The organism is Candidatus Paracaedibacter acanthamoebae (genome assembly GCF_000742835.1).
Taxonomy (GTDB): Bacteria; Pseudomonadota; Alphaproteobacteria; order Paracaedibacterales; family Paracaedibacteraceae; genus Paracaedibacter; species Paracaedibacter acanthamoebae.
In genome coordinates, this window is sequence record NZ_CP008941.1 from 225,649 (window position 1) to 248,073 (window position 22,425).

A 22,425-nucleotide genomic window follows, 5' to 3' on the forward strand; every position below is an offset into this window, starting at 1 on the left:
AAGAATTTTGGGGAAAACTTCTAAGTATTTGATAATAAACAACCCCACCGTAAGCAGCGGGGTATTCAGAACAGCCTGAGCAAGAAGTGCCGTTCACATTCATTGAACTTAAGTTGCCTCATCCTAATGCTGAGGGTTGGCCACTAACTGTGTAAAATGTATACACATCCCTTCTTACTTTTTTGATTTTATTGTATTTAATTTGAGCTTAAAATCTGAGTTTAACCACTTATTTTGGGTACTTTATTAAAAATTAAAAGCATATAAATTAATACATTAATTAATATGTGTATACATTTTACACAGTTAGTGGGGTACTGTCGCATTTGTTGAAAATTGAGAGATTAAGGTGTAAAGGCTTAGAAAACAGTCTGTTTAGATGCTCACCATATGTCCCCGTCTTCTTCCCCATTTTAAAGGATTTTGTTCTTCTCCCTCAGTTATCATGCTTTTTGTGTATATGAAATGTCGATTTTCTCTAAGCTACAGAGACTTGGAAGAAATGATGATGATCAGAGGGGCCATTATCGACCATTCGACGTTACAGAGATGGGTGCGTCGGTTTGTGTATCTAATTGATAAGCGTGTTCGTCAGCGCAAAAAACCAGTTAGGGGGAGCTGGCGCATGGACGAGACTTATATCAAGTTGAACGGGAAATGGGTTTACCTTTATCGGTCCGTCGATAGTCAAGGAAATACTATTGACTTTCTACTGCGAGCCAAAAGAGATGCTGATGCTGCAAAGGCCTTTTTCAGAAAGGCTTTCAAGCAGAATGGAAAGCCTGACAAAGTGACAGTTGACAAGAGTTGTAGCAACAAAGCAGCCCTTGATTATTTTAATAAGAATGTCTCAAAAGGCGATGAAATTGAGATACGACAAATCAAATATCTCAACAATATTGTTGAGCAGGATCATCGATTTATCAAGAAACGAACAAGGCCAACTCTTGGGTTTAAAAACTTCTATTCAGCCAAACAGACTATTTCAGGAATCGAAAATATTCGTATGATACAAAAAGGGCAAATAATTGGACAAACAGCTTCTCAATCTGCATTTCTTAATTTTGCCAACCTAATGGCTTAGGGTGTCCAAAATCAGGCCGTCTTACTCACAATTATACTCTCCTCAAACAGATGCGACAGTACCGTTAGTGGCCAACCCTCTGTTTCGCAATGAGTTAGAATCTGGTCTCTGCTTATCGTCAGATTGTTCCAAAGGTGGGTGTCCCCCTTATGATAGCGTCCTAATGTTTAAGATCTTGATTTTGCAAAGTCTGTACAACTTATCTGATGATCAGATTGAATTTCAGATTAAAGACCACTTGAGTTTCATGAGATTTTTGGAGCTTCAGCTTTGGGATAAAATTCCTGACTCCTTTTTTCTATTTACGCAATAACGTCAGGTAAAATATAAGTAGCCATTAGATACTCCTCTTGGAAATTAGATGATGATTTTTAATAACCCTAGCCTTACAGCTTTAATATATACATTGCAATTGCTGAAAATTTATGTAAGCTTTTAGTGCATTTAATAGAAAACAATAAAGAAAGAACTTCTAGATGCCTATGGATAGCCATTTGATGCTCGGAAACCAGGATTTTAAAGATGATTATGGCTTAAGGTATGCCTACCTTGCGGGTGCAATGTACAAAGGAATTGCGTCGCCTGCACTAGTGATTAAGCTTGGTAAAGCTGGACTCATGGGTTTTTTTGGAACAGGCGGTTTACGCTTAGAAAAAATTGAAACCGCTATCCAAGATATTCAACAACACTTAAAGCATAATGAATCTTATGGGATGAATCTTCTCTGTAATTTAGTCAAACCTGTGCTAGAAGATCAAACGGTTGACTTGTTTTTTAAATATGGCATCAAGAGTATTGAAGCTGCTGCTTATGTGCAGATGACGCCTAGCCTTGTACGGTACCGCCTAAAAAATCTCCACCTGAATTGTGAAGGGAAAATTGAAGTCTCGCATCGTATCCTCGCAAAAGTCTCTCGGCCAGAAGTAGCGGAAGCTTTTATGAGTCCGGCTCCCCCTAATATAGTTCGTAAGCTTGTTGAAAGTGGCCAACTCACCCAGGAGGAGGCTCGATTAAGTGAAAAGATCCCTATGGCTCATGATATCTGTGTAGAAGCTGATTCAGGAGGACATACAGATCAAGGAGTGGCTTATGCCTTAATGCCAGCAATGTTAAGATTGCGGGATGAAATAATAAAGCGCTACGCTTACGAAAAAGCAATTCGTATTGGGGCTGCAGGAGGAATTGGCACGCCAGAAGCAGCAGCAGCAGCTTTTATGTTAGGAGCTGATTTTATTATGACGGGATCCATTAACCAATGTACGGTAGAGGCTGGCACCAGTGATAATGTCAAAGACCTATTACAAAATATAAACGTGCAAGATACGACTTATGCTCCTGCGGGAGATATGTTTGAATTTGGAGCAAAGGTTCAGGTCGTTCGTAAGGGGCTTTTATTTCCAGCTCGAGCAAATAAACTCTATGATTTATATCGTCAATATAATGCGCTCGAAGAAATCGATGAAAAAATTGGCCAACAAATTCAAGAGAAATATTTTAAGTGCAGCTTTGAAGAGGTCTGGGAGGAAACACGCGCTTATTATGCAAAAGAAAAACCAGAAGAAATTGAAAAGGCCAAAGAAAACGCCAAGCATAAAATGGCACTTATTTTTCGCTGGTATTTTATTTATACCACCCGCTTAGCCCTTCAAGGGAACGAGGCGCAACGCGCCAATTATCAAATTCAATGTGGGCCTGCCTTAGGGGCTTTTAATCAATGGGTAAAAGGAACATCCTTGGAGAATTGGAGGAATAGGCACGTTGATGAAATTGCAGAAAAACTGATGAAGGACGCAGCCTTATTGGTTACTAACCGGATGGAACAGTGGTCTCTGCGGACTATCCCAAGGAATCGATAGGAGTTAACCGCAAAAGTTGGTGATAGAGCTTGTAAAGGAGGCGGCGTATCATAGGGATGATTGTACGGCCCTAAATTTCAAAAAGAATGGATAAAGATAACGTCATTAGCCTCAAACAACCAGGACAATTTGAAGACCATCTGACACAGCTATTACGACATGGAGCTCAAGCTCTGATTGCTCAAGCCGTCGAAGCTGAGTTTGCCTCCTTTTTAGCGGTGCAAGCGGCACCGTCAACTTAACAAAGGATCAAAATAGGAATAAAGTAAGGAAAAAATAAACCTGGTATGATTCTGTCATGTCTTTAACCAAAGCTCCCAAACGTCACCGCTTCCCAGTCTCAATAATCAGTCAAGCTGTATGGCTTTATTACCGCTTTAACCTTAGTTATAGAGATGTCCAGGAACAACTAGCCTTTCGAGGAATTATCCTGAGTCATGAGACAGTCAGGAAATGGTGCACTAAATTCGCTCTTCATTTTATAGATGTCATCAAGAAGCATGAGAGGAAACCAAGTGATAAATGGCACCTGGATGAAATGGCTCTTAAGATTAATGGAGAGGTGTTTGTCTTATGGAGAGCCGTCGATAGCGACGGAATCGAGCTCGATATCTTTCTCCAAAAACATCGCAATAAGAAATCTGCTATCAGATTCCTAAGCCGATTATTGGGGACGTACCCAGCCCCAAGAGTTATTGTTACCGACAAATTGAAAAGCTATGTAAAGCCGATCCAATTCATGTGCCGTAAAGCAGATCACAGGACTCACAAGCGGCTCAACAATCGTATTGAAAACGCCCATCAACCGACTCGCCGCAAAGAAAAATGCTTGATAAAATTTAAGTCTGCTCCTGGCGTTCAGAGATTATTGTCCCTGATGGGGAAGGTCCGCAATATCTTTTCAGTAGAAGTTAGTCGGTACAAGAATAAAGCTCCTGATCAACGGTTTGCTTTTGCCGCCGCCAAGACCATTTGGCTGGAGGCGGCTCTAGAGCTTCTTTCTGTCTAAAATTGACAGTTCATAACCACAATATAACCTTTTTTAGTTAAGTTGACGGTGCCCTGATCTGAAGAAAATGCAAGCTGTAAAGAGTCTTAGACGCAAAGGCTACAAAGCTCAACCGCTAAGACGCATTTACATCTCGAAGAAATCAGGAAAAGGTCAAAGACCGCTCTCCATTCCAACCTTGAAATGTCGAGCGATGCAGGCCGTACACCTCCTCGCCATAGAACCCATTGTCGAAAAACGAGCCGATCCGAATTCCTACGGTTTCCGTATAAAGCGGTCGACTCATGATGCGATTGAACAATGCCTTAACGCACTGGGAAGAGCAAAATCAGCGACATTTGTGTTCGAAGGCGATATTCGGGATTGCTTTGGTCAAATCAATCATGATTGGCTTCTTGCAAACATTCCTATGGACAAACAGCTCCTCAGGAAATTTCTCAAAGCAGGCTTCATGGAAAATGGTCACCTCAACCCAACAACGAAAGGAACTCCACAAGGATCGGTGATTTCTCCCGCACTCACGGTTCTAACTCTAGCTGGTTTGGAAAACAAACTCAGACCAACAAGCGATTATCAAAGAAAAGCCAAGAAAATTAATATCGTTTCCTTCGCTGATGACTTTATAGTCACAGCGGCTTCAGCAGAGCTTCTCCAAAACGAAGTGATGCCAAAGCTGGCAGAATTCCTGAAAACTGTTGGACTTGAGTTATCGGCAGAGAAGACAAAGATAACACCGATAGAAGATGGCTTCGATTTTCTTGGATTTCACATTCGTAAATACAAGAACGGTCGAGTCTTCACAAAACCCTCAAAGGAAAACATTAAAAGGTTTTTAAAAGAAATCAAAGAGTTGATCCGAAAAGGGGCAGCACTGCCAACAGATAGGCTAATCCATGCGTTAAATGAAAAGATAACGGGATGGACAATCTACTACCGCAGTGTCGTGTCATCGAAAGTCTTCACTCAAATCGACCACGAACTCTTCCAAGCCCTTAAGCGGTGGGCACTCAAAAGGCACGCACGCAAAGGCATAAAGTGGATTATAAAACACTACTGGAAGAGCCATAAAGGTGATAATTGGCGTTTCTATTGCTTGATAAAAGATAAAGAAGGGAAGAAGCAAACCCTCTTTCTGAAACGCGCAATAGACACCAAGATTCGCCGTCACATTAAAATTGTCGCTAAAGCTAATCCTTTTGACCCCTTTTACAAGGATTACTTTGCAAAGAGAGAATTGGAAAAGCAACGCCGCCGTAAACTCAGTTACAATACTGAGCTGACCGGGCTGAAAACCATTCAGCCTTATGAGGGCTTGAGCCGTGTGCCATGAAAGTGGCCCGCACGGTTCTTAGAGGCGGGACTAGCAGTAATGCTAGTCCTGTACTCGACATTTAGGGAGAGAAGGCCGTATCTATGCACGTCAGCCAGAAGAACAAGAAACTCACTTTGGCTGCCTTAATTTGCTTATCAATATTGTCACTGTTTGGAATACTGTTTATATGGCCGAAATAATTGATCAAATTAAGCGCGAAGGAGGTATAATCAATGATGATGACTTGAAACATTTGTCTCCAGCTAGGCGAGGCCATATCAACCCTTATGGAAAATACCAATTCGATTTAAGCAACTCCTTGAAAGGAAGATTGAGGCCTTTACGAGACTAATCTCAAAAAGATCGTTGGATTTTACACCATATCTAATGGAACCCCAAATTTTGACACAAATGAGCCCACTACCCCAATTTCCCTTTAAACTACCAACTTCTCAAGAATTTGCAACGGAACCGATTACTTCGCCTATTTTGCTGGGCTGGCAGTGTTTTGACTTGGTTGTATAGCTCTTTGTTGTCCTCGCTGAAAGTTTGGCTCACCTTATGTAACGCTTGCTGCGGCGAGTGATGGTCTTACATTTCTTTGATGAGGATCGCTGTTGTTTCCTTTGTAGGAGTGCCCGGATAAGCTTGCTCAAGCTTATGCGCTGTATCCGTAATTTCTTTGAGATGGGGCTCAAGCTTGGCGATTTTAACCTCAATGACTTTTTCAATGTGATCCTTTAAGAGAGGGCACAGATTGCTAACTTGAACCAGGTCGCACGCTTATGTTAAAAGGAGGCTAACTGAAACCGCCGTATGCGACAGCACTTGTACTGGTGGTGTGAGAGGACGGAGTCGTGAGGCTCCTCCTACTCGATTTCTCCTAACGAGCTAAAAATATTTTGTTGGAAGTTCTTTTAAATTAAACTTATTTTCTAATATTTCAATTTGATTCTCTATAAAATAATTTGTTAAGCTTTCAATAGTTTCATATTCAAAAAGCAATGTCGTGGGCAAATCTTTAAAGTTTTTCTCTAACTGTCTATTGAGGCTAATTAGTATTATTGAATCAACTCCATAGCTTGCAAAACTTTTTTTAGTATCTAACTTCTCTTCTGGAAATTTAATAGATTCAGATAATAGTTTTTTTAAATACTCCTCAGTTTTTTTTCTTAGCTGATTTTTAACTGTGGATGAGAAAGAGTCTTTTAAATTATTGTGCGTTAATTTTGGTTTTTCGTAAAATATATTTTTTATTTTATCTTTATATCCATGGAGAACAATATATTGATGGCATCTTTGCTGATTTAGTGCAGAAATAAATGCTCTGATACCATCTTGAGTTTTAATTGGCAACATCCCTGAAGACTGCTCTACCCATTGTTTAGACTCTTCATCAATTTGCATGCCTCCTTCCTCCCATAACGGCCAATTAATAACAATTGTTTTTCCATAACGTTTACTCTCTTGAAATAATTGATTTCTATAGGAAGCAAACCCATCCATAAAACCATTCGCAAAAGCATAATCACATTGACCGCTGTTTCCAATTACGGAACTTACAGAAGAAAATAAAACAAAAAAGTCTAGATCATAAAACTGCGTTAATTCGTCTAAATAAAATGTCCCTTGCAATTTAGGATCTAGAACTTTCTCAGCATCTTCCTTCTTCTTCTTTAAAATTGAAGAATCTCGTATGACTCCAGCGCTATGAATAATACCATTCAATTTTCCAAATCGATTATTTATTTCACCCAGTACATACTCGACTTCGTCTCGTTTTGTAATATCAGATTGTAAGTAAACAACATTACCCCCTAATTTTTTTAATTCTTCGATATCCCTAATCTGACTTTGATCTAACTTAGAGCGTCCCGTCAAAATTATCTTTCCATGATAATTATCCGATAAATATTTTGCAAAAATTAAACCTAATCCTCCCGCTCCCCCTGTGATTAGATAAATTCCCCCCTGTTTAATAAAAGATGAGCCTATTTGTCCTTCAGTGAAAATTTTTTCCTGATAGTCTTTAACTAAACGCAAACCTAAATCGCTATAGCGGACTTCTCGCTCATTTCCATCTAGTTCTTGTAGGACTAATTGAACCTTATTTAAATCTAAAGCACTTCCAATTTCTATAATCCGACATTTCACTCTTGTTTGCTCCAATTCCAATGTTTTTATGAACCCCGAAATTGAACGAGTAAATAAAGCGATTTCATTCTTATCATTTTCAATTAAAAATAGAAGATGTACCCTTTTTTTTGACTTTTGTTGAATCAATGACCGGCTCAAGTGAAATAAGCTATAAAAACATTCATATAATTGCTGTAATAAAGGAACAATTTGTTTTATTTTAATTTTATAAATAATATAAGTGGGATAGCGATTTGCCTTATCAAGATCATTCAATAGACTTAAGTAGTCCTCCTCTTCGTCAACATTAATTTGATATTCATCTCCTTTTGACTCATATTTTTGTCCATTGATTACCCTTGAAACGGTGTGGTTCGGTAATTCCTGGCGCAATAATTGGCTAAAGCTACCCTCATCATCCCAAACTAAAAATATTTCCTGATTCAAAGTGGGTGGCTGTTTCTTAATCGCTTTAGACTCCCATACAGGCTCATAATAGTAAATTCCTTTTCTACTTACTTCATCTACTTGAAAAGGACGCACTATGAAATCTTTAATGTCTACCTGAACTCTCCCATGCTCATCCATGATTTTAATTTGGAACCTAGGTAAAACCCCTGAATTAACTGTCACATATGCGTAACACCTATTCGATAACTTACCGATAATCTTTAATTCACCTAAAGTAAATGGCAACGATAAACTATTGCCACTCAATCCTAAACTATAAGTAGCTTGTATTGCCCCATCTATGAGACTAGGATGCAGAAGAAACTGATGTGTATCCTCTAATAAATGATCTGGTAAACACAGCTCAGCTAATGCTTCCTTATCATTATGCCAAATATGCTTGATTGTTCGCAGGCTAGGTCCATGAAGAACACCGGTTAAATGGGAGAACATTTCTTCTCTATTTTTATAGAAGTTACACCGTCCTTTAATCTCAGAAACATCAAATAAAGTTTCTTCTTGTGGTTCCTCATGCAAACCATAAACAATCTTACCTTGAGCATGTATACGCGGCTTTATGGGTGGTATCGACCCCGTTGTATTAGTGCTTACCTCAAAATCTATTTCAGTCTGGTTTAAAGAGAGGAGGTTAATTTTTGTAAGCTTAGGCTCTGGTATTTCTGTGTGCTGTATTTCAATAGGTTGAATCCACGTTACATTACGTAAACCCATTACTAAATTAGAAGAAGACAACTCCCCGGCTGCGCGTGCCATTTCAAGGTAGGCAGCTCCAGGTAGCACCATCCGCCCATTTATCCGATGATCTTGTAGGTAGAACTCCTGACCTGTAAACAATTTTTCAAAACTTTGTAATGCCAAAGTAGAAACATTGTTATCAATTAATGGGTGAAGTCTATTGATTGTTTGTGCGGTCGGATGAATGATGTCAGAGATCCAATGACGATGTTTTAGAAATGGGTACGCAGGCAAGCTAATTTTTTGTTGTGTTTCCCCTTGGTGTAGCAAACTCCAGTCAAAATCATAACCTTCGATGTAGAGATTGGCTAGAGTTTCTAATAACTCTTTATATCTAACGATATTTTTAATATCGAGCAGCCTTAATTCTTCTAAAATTTTTTCTAATGCTTGTGCGTAAATAACTGAATCTTTGTTGGCCTTATTAAGTGTGCTCTGAAAAAAATCATCTTTTTGACCATTCTGCAACATGGTTAAATTTTGTTTTAACTCACCTACTGAACAAACTACTAAAGCTAAACGATGATTAAAGTGTCTTCTTCCTGTGTTTAAAGTATAAGAAACCGCTTCTATAGGTAAATTAGGATGTCGTTCTAAATAACCGTTCAAATCAATACATTTTTGTTTTAATGAATGAGCGTGTTTAGCAGATATGGCTATCAAATAATAATGCTTATTTTGAATTTTAGATACGTTATAAGGGATTTCCTCTAAAACAACATGGGCATTAACCCCACCAAAACCAAACGAGCTAACTCCTGCCCGCCTTGGGATTGGATTACCTTGCTTATCTAATAGTCTTTGCCATTCTTTGTTTTTGTCAACAATATAAAATGGACTGTCTTTAAGTTCGATGTAGGGGTTAATGTGATTGAAGTGAATAATACCGGGTAGTTTTCCATGGCGCATACTTAAGAGCACTTTAATAACCCCAGCAATACCGGCCGCTGGCTCAAGGTGTCCAATATTAGTTTTAACAGTGCCAAGACCGCAATAGTTATGGGTGGTATTATCTCTAAAGGCTTTCTTTAATCCGTTAATTTCAATAGGGTCACCTAGGCTCGTTCCTGTACCATGTGTTTCGATATAACTGATGGTTTCAGTATTAATCCTTGCTTTTTTAATGGCCTCTAAGACCACGTTAGCCTGAGCATTAGCATTAGGAACCGTTAAAGAGCTAACGCGCCCGCCATGGTTGGCAGCAGTTCCCTTAACTACACCATAGATGATGTCTTTATCTTTTAATGCTCTATCTAGAGGTTTTAATAGAATAACGCCAACACCTTCGCCTCTAACATATCCATTTGCAAGCTTGTCAAAGCTTTTGCACCTTCCATCCTCACATAACATCCCAGCCTGAGTAAAAGAAATATAAGCTGATGGGGTCAGTAAGGCATTCACCCCTCCAGCAATAGCCATTTCACAATCACCTGTTTGAATGGCTTTTATGGCTCGGTGTAATGCTACCAAAGAACTTGAGCAAGCAGTATCAATCGCCTCACTAGGTCCTTTTAGGTTTAAGTAATAAGAGACACGATTGGCTAAAATACTATGGGCATTACCACTTGGCACATGAGCTGATGTTTCGCCGTATTTTTGTAGTATCTCAGCATAATCATACGTTGATGCGCCGATAAAGACACCAGTGAGACTACCTGAAATATTTTGATGGTTATAGCCAGCATCTTCTACTGCCTGCCATACGGCTTGCAGCAAGATTCTTTGTTGCGGATCCATTAACTCTGCCTCTTTAGGCGAGATATTAAAGAATTGATTATCAAACTTATCTATATCCTCAATAAACCCACCCCATTTAACTTTAGTTTGGTTTTCCTTATCACCATAATAGGTTTGCCAGTCCCAACGCCATTTTGGGACCTCTTTTATCAAATCCCGATTGGCAATTAAATTATCCCAGAATGCCTCTAAGCTAGAAGAGCCCGGGAAAAAGCAGCTCATACCAATAATTGCAATATCATTAGAGCTTGCTTCTTCTTTAAAAGAATTAAAAAACAAAGGAGGATATTCTATCTTTTCAGATAGGCTATTTTTACTTATATTTTTAACTGGTTCTTCTAATTGATTAACCCTACACTCTTTTTGCTTAGAGGAAACAATGAGCTGATAAATATATTGAGCCAAATCTGGGATAGTCGGATACTCAAAAGCCACAGTAGGGCTTAAAATACAAGCACCTTCAAATTTGCTTTGTAAATAACCTTTAAATTGTAAAGCCATTAATGAGTCCATGCCAACATCTAAAAAGCTCTGCTCATCTTCTAATTCTTCTATAATATTTAACGGTAAAACTTTAAAGAGACATTCTCGGATACTTGCTATTATGTACGATTCAGTTTCCTCACTGGTTGGATATTTTGTAGTCGAAAGGGTATTTTTTGGATTTTCAGATAGGCTATTTTTACTTATATTTTTAACTGGTTCTTCTAATTGATTATCCCTACACTCTTTTTGTTTAGAGGAAACAATAAGCTGATAAATATATTGAGCCAAATCTGGGATAGTCGGATACTCAAAAGCCACAGTAGGGCTTAAAATACAAGCACCTTCAAATTTGTTTTGTAAATAACCTTTAAATTGTAAAGCCATTAATGAGTCCATGCCAACATCTAAAAAGCTCTGCTCATCTTCTAATTCTTCTACAATATTTAACGGTAAAACTTTAGAGAGACATTCTCGGATACTTGCTATTATGTATGATTCAGTTTCCTCTTTTGTTAGCTCTTTTTTATGGAGGGTAACATTTTTATTTTTAGAAATATTAAAAGAACCAAAAAGTGACGAGGTGCTCGCCCTTGCTGATAAAAATTCTTGCCAATTAATTTTTGCAACATTTATATTAGTTAAGTTGAGTTCTAATGCTAATTTTAAAGCATTGATAGCTTCATTTGGGTGCAAAAAGTTAAGTCCAGGGGGCAATTTTGGGTTAATATTTGTAGCCATGCCAACTTCAGCCCATGGTCCCCAGTTAATAGAGAGTGCCGGCATTCTTTGGTTTCGCCTATAATAACTTAAATTATCTAAAAAGGCATTTGCATATGCATAATTAGATTGTCCAGGATTCCCAATGGAAGCGCTTATACTGGAAAACATGACAAAAAAGTCTAATTTAAAATCATACTTAATTGAAGCAGAGTGCAAATTCCAAGCTCCAGCTATCTTAGGCATACATACTTTTTCAAACTTTTCTATAGTTTGATTTAATATAACACCATCTTCTATAATTCCTGCTGCGTGAATAATTCCTTTTAAATTAAATGATTCCTGCGTTATTTTTAAAAATAGCTCTTCTACTTGGCTAGGGTCTGCAACATCAATTTCCAGAGTAGAAATAGTCGCGCCATTCTCTTTGAGTCGCTGCAAAGATTCACTAACTTCTTGATTGGGTTTATTTCTGCCAATCAATAATAAATGTTGTGCTCCTTGCTGCACAAGCCATCCAGCAACTTTTAACCCTAAGCCACCGAATCCACCTGTAATAAGATAAATTCCTTCACGAGAAATATTGAAAGAATTCTTAATACTAATTTCAGAGTAAGCGGCTAGTATACTGCTATAACGAACTTTGTCTCGATAAGCTATTTGATCAAGTCCTTGATCTATCCACCCAATTTCATTGGCTAAGATCTCAAGCTGATCTATAATATTAAACTTGGGATCTAAATCAATCGTTCTGCAAATTAATTCAGGATGCTCTAACATAGCACACTTCGCTAGCGCCCATAGAGGGCCTTGACACAAACTAGAAGGTACTTCTAGAGGGATAACTGTATAAGCTCCTTTTGTTATTAACCATATTGGTATTCTCATGCTGTTTTTTAGAACTTCTTGCAAAATTACTAGCCAGTACTTGAATGCATACATCGCATCATTGCCAGGATCTTTTATATAATGCTCGTCATTTATTTCCCATAAATATATAATGCCTTTATAATTCTGATTTTTATTAGTTAAGTTTTCAAAAACAACTTTTAAATCTTCAACATTACTTTCTCGAACAAAAAACTCATTCTTAGATTTTTTGTTTTGGTTAAATCTTCTGTTTTATAAATACAAAAAGTTTCTGATCTGTTAAAGTTCAAATTTTTTATTAAATTTTCTGATTCATTCTTCTTGTTAGAGAATAAAATCCAGCCACCCGTTGATTTTAAATTTACTTCCGCTTCACGTAGTGATTTTGAAAATATTGGTATCTTTTTCCATTGTATTTCATAAAAATTCTCGTTATCCATAATATCGCCTTCAGTTAATTTATTTCCTAAAATTATCTAATATAGTATTTTTTTGATTCTTTTTTAGAAATACCCCTTCAAATTTTGCAAGCAGTTTCCCGGTATTTTCATAAAGTTCAATATTACCTTTTACGATGCCCTTATTAAGTAAATGCCTATCAAGAAGTTTGGCATGGCAAACGAATGGTCCTGTGGAGTGTGCATATACTATTAAATTTTCAATCGTAAAAGGAAGGAAAGTACCAATTTCATTTTCTAGACAAGCCATTAAGGTTTGCAAACAGTTATCAATCAATCCAGCATGGAATTGTCGTTGAATCGGCAGGTCTCCTAAGTCCCCATGAGGTTTATCTAAAAAGGTGAAGGCCTCCCCTTTTTCACAATAAATACGCTTAATCCATTGAAAGCTAGGTCCCAAAACTACAGAACGCTTATTAATTAATTCGTATAAATTATTAGCTGATATTTCTGTACTAAAAGCTTTTTTGATTTTTTCCTCGTCATAAAAGCATGATGTTAATTCTTTTGCCTCCTCCAAAGTTGCTTCAAAATGTTGAACCCATTTAGAAGATATACCTTCTTCCCCTGCTAAGTAACTATACAATCTCACAATATTAACTGCATTAAGGTCGGCTGGCATAACAAGTTGCAATTTTCGCCTCTCGTTGTCTTTAATCGTAAGTGCCTGAGAAAAAATAACATTTTTCAAAAGATAAGCCTCTTTATTGAAAACTAAATTAATAGCAGCTATAGTCATTGAGAGATGCGAGCCACCAGCTACTACTAATAGGCCGCCGATTCTATGATCTTTAATATAAAGTGGCCAATCTTTTGAGAAATATGATTCAAAAATTATATTTTCTTTCAAAATAGGAGAATCAATAATGACACCAGGGTAAGGTTGGTTTTTTAGATCCAAGCTAAATTGATTACCATTTTTTGGTTTAATCTGAGAACTATCAAGCCAAAATCGCTTACGTTGGAACGGATAGGTAGGTAAATGAGTTTTATTAAGTTGCTCATGCTTATGTAATTGATCCCAATCTACTTTTACTCCCTTTAGCCAAAGACCGCCAAGTGCTGTTAAGATAGAATGCTTTTCTGAAGCTTTTTGAGGATTCTTCACTGAAGCTAATGAGTTTAATATAACGTGATTTTCTTTTCTATTTGCATGCTGGAGTGCAAAAGAAGCTAATGCATTACCAGGCCCAACTTCTAGAAGTACTAGGTTTTTCTCTTGGAACAAAAGATCTAATCCGTCCGAAAAACGTACAGGATAGCGTAGATGGGCTTGGTAATATTGAGTACTACTTGCTGCTTCCGGAGTAATCCAACATCCAGTCAAGTTAGAAATATATCTTATCTTGGGAATATCAAATTTAAAATTTTCTAAAATTTTGTTATATTCTTCCAATATTGGTTCCATCGTCAAGGAATGGAACGCATGAGAAGTGTTTAATAATTGATAAAGAATCCCTTTTTGTCCAAGGATAATTTGTAATCTTTCAATAGAATCTCCAGATCCTGAAACTACACAATTTTCAGTACTGTTAACTGCTGCTATATATAATTCTTCATTTAAATACTCTTGGATCTGTTTCTCGTTAACGAAAACAGCAAGCATTTTTCCAGGAGGAACAGAATCCATTAACCTTCCTCGCAATGCAACCAATTTTAAAGCATCTTCTATAGTTAACACTCCAGCCAAGCAAGCAGCCACGTATTCACCTAAACTATGCCCGATCATAGCTTTTGGTTGAATTCCCCAACTTATCCATAATTGTGCTAGAGCATACACCACTACAAATAAACTGATTTGTGCGAATTCATTTTTTATAATCTGTGCTTGAGCTTCTTCTAATTTGCTTGGATTTGGATATAATATTTCTTGCAAATTGATATTTAATTCTTTTTCCAAAATTTTAAAACATACATTCACATGCTTAGAAAAATTTGGTTCTGTATGATACAGCTCCTGCCCCATATTGACGTATTCAGCTCCTTGCCCAGGAAACATAAAAATAATGCTTGGGTTTTTACTATCTAAATAAGTGATCCTTTGGCTCTCTAATAACTCTTGTGCTGCTTTCTTGTGACTATCACATACTACAAATTTTCTATAGGTATAATGCATTCTTCCTATATGCGTTGTATATGCTACATTCGCAAGACTCTCATCTGGATTTTGTTTAATATAGCTTCCAAACCTTTTTGCAGATTCTTCTAAAGCTTCTGGTGTTTTAGCTGATACCAGTAAAAGCTGGGGAGTGCCGGTTCCTATAATAGATTTTTGCCTAGGTGGTTCTTCCAAAATAATATGGACGTTTGTACTACCTACGCCAAATGAACTAATTCCAGCGCGCACGGGTTCATTTTCAGATTCCCACCGAGTAGCTTTGGTAATGACAAAAAATGGACTATTCTTAAAGTCGATATTCGGATTAGAAACCTCATAATTAATACTGGGAGGAATAGTTTTATTTTTAAAGGCCAATGCCAATTTTATTAGTCCGGCAATACCTGAAGCAATATCAAGATGCCCGATATTAGACTTTATAGAGCCAATAGCACAAAACTGTCTCTTTTGGGTATAGGAACGAAAGGCCTTGGTTAACCCATGTATTTCGACGGGGTCTCCCATCAGAGTTCCTGTACCATGCGCTTCTACATAAGAAATGGTCTCTGGATTTATTCCAGAGGCTTCTATGGCTTCTAGAATAACGAGAGTTTGTCCTTCTACGCCGGGTGAAGAATAATTGACCTTGTTTGATCCGTCATTATTAATTGCAGATCCCTTAATAACCATATAGATTGAGTCATTGTTGGCTAAGGCATCGGAAAGTCTTTTTAAAACGACTACTCCACATCCACTCCCAAATATTGTACCGCTTGCACTGGCGTCGAAGGTTCTGCAATGTCCATCTTTAGAATAAATACCATTGTTTTCATAAAGGTAACCCGCAACTTGTGGAACCTGAATTGCAACGCCACCTGCTAAACAAATATCGGTTTCATAATTTAATAAGCTTTGGCATGCCATATGGACCGCTACTAACGAGGTCGAACAAGCAGTTTGAACAGTCACTCCCGGTCCTTTTAGATTTAATTTATAGCATACTCTAGTACAAAGAAAATCATTAGTACTAGAAAAAAGAGTAGGGAGAAAATCAGTTTTAAAGTTTATATGATTGTTATTATGCAAGATATAGCTGTTAAACCTAGCTCCCCCAAAAACTCCTATCAATCCCTTGTAAACCTCAGGATTGCACCCAGCATCTTCTAATGCTTGATAGGCACATTCTAAAAATAGGCGTTGTTGAGGATCCAATAGTGCTGCTTCTTGGGGAGTATAGCCAAAAAATTGAGCATCAAACTTATCTTCATCTTTTAAGATGGGCATAGCTCTAACATAATTTGGATCCTCTATCAATTCATTACTAATTCCCTGTGCAAGAAGTTCTTCTTTAGTAAAAAAAGTAATTGATTCCTTACCAATAATAAGATTTTTCCATAGTTCTTCCGGTGTAGAAGCCCCTGGAAATTTACCGGCAATCCCAACGACTGCAATATCATTTTCACCGATATTATATGGCTTAGCGTTATTCATAACCGTTTTTAATTCCCTTTTTAATTATCAATTACAATTTGTTTTCTACTTTTATTAGAGTCAAGTTGCTAATTGACGTTTCGCTCTTCTAGCTGCCCCTCGCTTTTTAATTTCTTGTTGCATTGTTTCTTCCTCAGATGAATTTTCTAAAAAATTAGCCAATTTTTGTATAGTAGGGTAATTTAATAAGGCAATAGTATTAATTTCAGTTTTGAGCATTTGGTTCAAAAGAGAAATTAGTTGAACAGCTTTCAACGAAGTTCCCCCAATTTCAAAAAAACTATCGTAGATTCCTATTTTGTCTATTTCCAAAACATTCTTCCAAGTTTCTTCTAACGCTTTTTCTAATTTTGTTGTTGGCTCTATGTATTCTGAAGAAAGTAACGGTCTTGGCTTAACTTGCTTTGATTTAACAGCTTTAAAGATGGCGTCGATATCATTGACATTAGCAGCAATAAAATTTATAAATTCTGAATGGCGACTGGCAACAACCAGAGAATTCCTGGAATTTGCTTGAACTTGCTCTTCTAACCGGGATGAAGTTTTGCTCAATTCTTTATTGTTTTCCAGAAATTGCCATTTTTTTACTTCTATTGCTTCAGCAATAGGAATGGAAAAAAGTAAACCTTCTTGTAAATGTTTTACACAACTATTTTGGCATATATGGTTTAAAAAATTTTTAATAGGTTGATTCTTGTCTGTTGGATAATAAGGAATCTCAACAACTTTCACTCCAAGTTCTTTAGCTATTTTGCCTAGCCATTCAATGATATGATATTCTACCCCTCGCCCTAAAATTCGACAGCTTAAAAGAAATGTATCTAAAATAATTGAGTCATTTCCGGCATCAAATATTATCATCCCCACTAGCCCATAATCTCCAAAGCGATCTTTCACTTCCAATGCGTAACATTGAGAGCCGTGCTTTATCAAAGAGCTTATATCATTAGTGGTTCGTCGCTTGGTTGTAGCGTTGAATTGATTGGTCCTTTGCGTCAATTGAGAAAGTCTTTCTAACTCTGATAGCTTTGCAAAATGAATATCGATTTTTAATTCAATCCCTTGAATAAATTCTTCAAAACTATTGGTATCTGCTTCACATCGAGAGCGTAAAAGGTTTTCCTTGTACATCTTATTCCTGCTTGCATCTTCTTTAGTTGTAGTTATCTGATCTAATACCCAAATATTTTCTAAAAATCGAGGATAATCACTAGAGTTATTTGGCAATTTCAATGTTAAAACCTCAGGACAATTTGACCTCACTTCTTCACACTCAATTATGTTGTCATCTAAGAAGATAAAGCTATCTAACCCTAAAGATAGCTTTTTAGCGAGGGAACGAATATTATGTGATTTAGGTTCCCAATTAATTTCCCAGGAAGTGAGATGGTCTTTTTTTAATATCATATCTTTTCTTGTTTCAAATACTTCCAAAATATCTTTTTCATTATTTTTACTTACTAAGCAAATCAGCATACCTTTATTGTACTGATCTACACAGAACCGTTGTAACTCTTTTCTTGGTTCATCAAGTTCTATTCCTATAACCCCCTCTTCACCAACAGTCCCTTTCCACAATGTTTGATCACAATCCAAAACTAATACCTTATAAGGTTTCCCTAGCATAATTGTTCTTAACTTTCTTGCAATAAACGTAGCTAAAGCTGTATAAAAAATTGGGGTGAAAGGTGTATGTCCATTTTTATCTCCATAAGGATCATAATAATTGATTGTAGAATACATTTTAAAAATTTCATTACTGGTAATTACATCCAAACCTTGTATATGCTTAACATTCTCTGAAATGCTTTCCTCCAATTGCTCATAGATTGAATTTTGCCATTTTCCTAATTCTTGTAAGGGTGTATTAGGACAAAACACTAGTAAGTGAGGCACGTTTGTTCTACGGACCGACTCGCTGAGTGCTTGCTCAAGAGTTGCAATATTTTTTTGAAAAACATTATTTGATATCTTGCTTTTTTCTTTTTCTACATTTTTTAAATCAATTCCTATTTTCTTTGCGTAGATATTTTTTAGACCAGATTTATGCAAGAAAATTTCTTCCTCTATAATACACTCAAACCCTTTTATCTTTAAAAATTCAACAATATCTCTATGCATACTACCTATTTCATCATGTACTTCTAAAACAATTTGTCTAATTTTTGCCCAATCATCGTCCATTATTCCCTTCAATATATCAAATTCGCTTTTTTCAGCATCGATTTTTAATAGGTCAATATATTCAATATTATGTTCTTTTATAATGGAAGAAATAGTCCTTAACTTACATTGATACTCTTGTTGCTGCAGCCGCCCTTGAACCAAATCATCAACAATTTTTTCTATATCAGCATTCTCCTTACTTCGCATATTTAATTGCTCCGTAACCATATTATTGATAATAGTACGAATAGCTTCCTCATCTTTATTTTTTTCGGCATGAAAACCTGAAAAAACAGATGAATTTGGGTAAAAAGTAAATTTAGTTGTTCCTTCAATCCCAGAGATTCCGCAATTAAAAGTCATAACATTTGAATTATATAGAGAAGTATTAAACTTAAGAATTTCGTAAACTGGTGGTGCTGGTTCAAAAGCATATATTTTTGATTCAGGGCAAAGAGATTGAATAAATAAAGAAAACATTCCAATATTTGCTCCAATATCGAATACAACAGAGTCATGTCTTAATAAAATTCCATTTTTAATGTAGACTTGATCTAAAAATATTTCTTTAAACAAATAATCAGCTTCATATTCATTCAAGCAAGAAATATGCATTCCATTAGAAAGTTTATAAAGACCTTTCTTGTCTACTTCATCTATTTTGCAGTTGGTTTTTATCTTTTCTCTTAACCAATCCTCTAACCTCAGCAAAATTAAGTTTACCCCCTTCTTATTGCTAGAAAATAAGCTGTTTGGATTTAGCAATTGTTGAAATATTTGATTATATTCAGAAAATTCTATTTCTAGGGGGATGTTTAAATTTTTTATCCAAAAATGAAGTGCTTCTTCTATAGGATCTGCTGTAAACGTGGCCGCGACCGCAAGCAGTTCTTTATTTCCATTCATATTACCTCCAAAGCTCTGACTAGGGTTTTAAATAGTACAAAATAACATACCATAATGATTTGTAAGCTACATCGAAGCCTCTAATTTTATATTTTTTGCTCCTAAGGAAACCCAAAAATTTACTGTTGAATCTAAATTCACCGAAATACTATCGGAGATATTCGCAAAAGTTGGTGACGGGTCATTCAAGCAGCGTGCTTGATATCATCAGGAATGACTTCACAACCGTTATTAAATTTGACACCTGAGATGACTTTTGGCAATTGGTTTTTGCCATCCACACGCCGCCACCTTTTTTCAGCTTCTTTAATCAGTTTAAACACCATAACAAAAGCCGTTTGGCGAGGTAAGCAATTTTTTGATCGTTTTGTTCGATGTTTGACTGTGGCAAAGGTGCTTTCAATGGGGTTTGTGGTTGGGATATGCTTCCAATGCTCGGCTGGGAAATCAAAAAAATTTAACAGTTCTGGGCGATCTTTGCTCAAGCAGTGGGTGGCCTTTGGATACTTGGCCTGGCACCGTCAACTTAACTAAAAAAGGTTATATTGTGGTTATGAACTGTCAATTTTAGACAGAAAGAAGCTCTAGAGCCGCCTCCAGCCAAATGGTCTTGGCGGCGGCAAAAGCAAACCGTTGATCAGGAGCTTTATTCTTGTACCGACTAACTTCTACTGAAAAGATATTGCGGACCTTCCCCATCAGGGACAATAATCTCTGAACGCCAGGAGCAGACTTAAATTTTATCAAGCATTTTTCTTTGCGGCGAGTCGGTTGATGGGCGTTTTCAATACGATTGTTGAGCCGCTTGTGAGTCCTGTGATCTGCTTTACGGCACATGAATTGGATCGGCTTTACATAGCTTTTCAATTTGTCGGTAACAATAACTCTTGGGGCTGGGTACGTCCCCAATAATCGGCTTAGGAATCTGATAGCAGATTTCTTATTGCGATGTTTTTGGAGAAAGATATCGAGCTCGATTCCGTCGCTATCGACGGCTCTCCATAAGACAAACACCTCTCCATTAATCTTAAGAGCCATTTCATCCAGGTGCCATTTATCACTTGGTTTCCTCTCATGCTTCTTGATGACATCTATAAAATGAAGAGCGAATTTAGTGCACCATTTCCTGACTGTCTCATGACTCAGGATAATTCCTCGAAAGGCTAGTTGTTCCTGGACATCTCTATAACTAAGGTTAAAGCGGTAATAAAGCCATACAGCTTGACTGATTATTGAGACTGGGAAGCGGTGACGTTTGGGAGCTTTGGTTAAAGACATGACAGAATCATACCAGGTTTATTTTTTCCTTACTTTATTCCTATTTTGATCCTTTGTTAAGTTGACGGTGCCAAATCATCTAGCATTTCTGTTGAATAGCTAAATCATAGGTCGTAACCAAGGTCTCATAAACCCAAAAAGCTTTCTGATGAATTGGGATACGTGGATCAGAGAAATCCATTTAAATTCCAAAGCCATAAATATGGCATCTTCATATATGGACCGATCTATCCTTCATTAGTTAATTTAACGGGGAGGAGAAAATTTTTATCTTTTTAATATTTAAGATTAATAAGTGTTTATTTATAAAGTCAAGAAGAAATCATAATTTATATCCAACAATAATTTTATATAAGTATATAATTTAAATAAATATTTTATGTTAATAATATTAAGGAGGATGCGATGTTTAGATCTAAAAATTTGATTCATAATCTTAAAGGGTTCAGATACCCTTCGGTTTTTTTCGCAACCATAGGCCTAGTCTCGAATGTGACTATGGCGATGGAGCCAGACATCTCGGCAAGTGGTAGGGCTTTGACTGCAGGGGATATATCCACGCTTCCAGAAGATGAGACCCAGTATGTTCCCTCTGAAAGTGCAAGAGGCGACTTCTTACGGGAAGAAAATTTGACACTTGATCATGCTCGCAGACACGCTTACATACAGATAGATCTTGAGCCAAAATTTGGATTAGCTATCGACGGAGGTGGAATGCGGGGACTGATGCCAGCACTCTGGCTAAAGAGCCTCCACGAAAGATTAGAAGATGAGGGGTATAATAGGCTTTCTCGAGTATTTGATTATGTGGGGGGAACGTCAATCGGTGGAATTCTTGCTTTAGGTATTGGGAGCGATTTAGAACCTGATACTATGGTTGACCTGTTTGAAAATAGAGGGCCAGAAATATTCCCAACAACAGGTCAGTGGAGTGTCACCTTAAGGTCCTTAGGTGGGTTTATTGGAGCTAAGTATGATCCAAGTCGCCTTGAAACGTTGTTGCAAGAGAAATTTGAAAATTCTACATTTGATGAGATGAGCACTTCAGTGTTGGTTACTTCTTGCACAACCGGTGGGAGGCCAAAATTGTTTAAGAACCGGACTGATGAAGACCAGGCTCATAGAGTTTGGGAAATTGCAAGATGTACCTCAGCAGCTCCCACTTTCTTTCCAGCGTATCGATTAACAACCCATACAGATGCTTTTGTTGATGGGGGTATGTGGGTTAATAATCCAGCAACACTCGTGACAGCAAGTATGGTTAAAGAGTTGCATAATGGTGTTTTTTCTCCTGGTGATCTTTATTTACTCTCTCTTGGAACAGGGGATGAATCTTTACCGTCCATTCTGCCTGATAATGCAGGAGCTATTAATGCAAAACAAATTATTGAAGTCATCATGAATAGCAATAGCCAAGGAAACCATGAAACAATGCAAAGTTTTTTGGGAGAAGAGAATTATTATCGTGTCAATCCTTTCCTAGACCGAAAAATAGATATGGATAGGACGGATCCGCGCGCAATTGATGATTTACAAGGTTATGCTGAGCAAGAAGGAATGCAAGAACAAATTAATAGATTTACAGATAAGTTCTTGGAAGTTAAAAGGCGGTGAG

10 protein-coding genes and 4 pseudogenes are annotated in these 22,425 nt (G+C 37.1%); 8 read left to right on the forward strand and 6 right to left on the reverse strand.

The genetic code is table 11. The features are described 5' to 3' along the window. Window positions 1-379: 379 nt before the first annotated feature. From ID47_RS00980 to ID47_RS13800, 7 genes and pseudogenes are all read left to right on the forward strand, one after another. Window positions 380-1,084, forward strand: coding sequence for an IS6 family transposase (locus ID47_RS00980; RefSeq protein WP_038462876.1), 705 nt, complete (start codon window positions 380-382; stop codon window positions 1,082-1,084). A gap of 127 nt (window positions 1,085-1,211) precedes the next feature. Next, window positions 1,212-1,376: pseudogene (locus ID47_RS13360) on the forward strand (transposase); the annotation flags it as partial. A gap of 208 nt (window positions 1,377-1,584) precedes the next feature. Then, window positions 1,585-2,940: pseudogene (locus ID47_RS00985) on the forward strand (PfaD family polyunsaturated fatty acid/polyketide biosynthesis protein); the annotation flags it as partial. An 86-nt stretch (window positions 2,941-3,026) separates the two neighbouring features. Beyond that, window positions 3,027-3,182 (forward strand): hypothetical protein, encoded by a 156-nt coding sequence (locus ID47_RS12735; RefSeq protein ID WP_156956601.1) that lies wholly within the window; start codon window positions 3,027-3,029, stop codon window positions 3,180-3,182. Between the two features lie 56 nt (window positions 3,183-3,238). Beyond that, window positions 3,239-3,949, forward strand: coding sequence for an IS6 family transposase (locus ID47_RS00990; protein WP_038462904.1), 711 nt, complete (start codon window positions 3,239-3,241; stop codon window positions 3,947-3,949). Window positions 3,950-4,016: 67 nt separating this feature from the next. After that, window positions 4,017-5,279 carry a group II intron reverse transcriptase/maturase gene (ltrA, locus tag ID47_RS00995; RefSeq protein WP_051908353.1) on the forward strand — a complete coding sequence of 421 codons (1,263 nt, stop codon included), beginning with the start codon at window positions 4,017-4,019 and terminating at the stop codon, window positions 5,277-5,279. A gap of 73 nt (window positions 5,280-5,352) precedes the next feature. Next, window positions 5,353-5,613: pseudogene (locus tag ID47_RS13800) on the forward strand (Tn3 family transposase); the annotation flags it as partial. Window positions 5,614-6,152: 539 nt separating this feature from the next. On the opposite strand, the gene ID47_RS01005 reads toward ID47_RS13800, so the two are convergent. From ID47_RS01005 to ID47_RS01030, 6 genes and pseudogenes are all read right to left on the reverse strand, one after another. After that, complete coding sequence (locus ID47_RS01005) at window positions 6,153-12,431, reverse strand: SDR family NAD(P)-dependent oxidoreductase (protein WP_198022306.1); 6,279 nt, start codon at window positions 12,429-12,431, stop codon at window positions 6,153-6,155. Window positions 12,432-12,592: 161 nt separating this feature from the next. Continuing rightward, complete coding sequence (locus tag ID47_RS01010; RefSeq protein ID WP_038462908.1) at window positions 12,593-12,853, reverse strand: hypothetical protein; 261 nt, start codon at window positions 12,851-12,853, stop codon at window positions 12,593-12,595. A gap of 19 nt (window positions 12,854-12,872) precedes the next feature. Then, window positions 12,873-16,460, reverse strand: a complete 3,588-nt coding sequence (locus ID47_RS01015) for a type I polyketide synthase (RefSeq protein ID WP_051908356.1) — start codon at window positions 16,458-16,460, stop codon at window positions 12,873-12,875. Between the two features lie 60 nt (window positions 16,461-16,520). Then, window positions 16,521-19,532 (reverse strand): FkbM family methyltransferase, encoded by a 3,012-nt coding sequence (locus ID47_RS11490; RefSeq protein ID WP_051908358.1) that lies wholly within the window; start codon window positions 19,530-19,532, stop codon window positions 16,521-16,523. Between the two features lie 185 nt (window positions 19,533-19,717). Further along, a pseudogene (locus ID47_RS01025) lies at window positions 19,718-20,041 on the reverse strand (transposase); the annotation flags it as partial. Window positions 20,042-20,099: 58 nt separating this feature from the next. Then, window positions 20,100-20,810 (reverse strand): IS6 family transposase, encoded by a 711-nt coding sequence (locus ID47_RS01030; RefSeq protein ID WP_038462904.1) that lies wholly within the window; start codon window positions 20,808-20,810, stop codon window positions 20,100-20,102. 405 nt (window positions 20,811-21,215) lie between these two features. Here ID47_RS01030 and ID47_RS01035 point away from each other — a divergent pair, with 405 nt between their 5' ends. After that, on the forward strand, window positions 21,216-22,424 hold the full coding sequence (locus ID47_RS01035) for a patatin-like phospholipase family protein (protein ID WP_038462912.1): 1,209 nt from the start codon (window positions 21,216-21,218) through the stop codon (window positions 22,422-22,424). Window position 22,425: the final 1 nt, after the last annotated feature.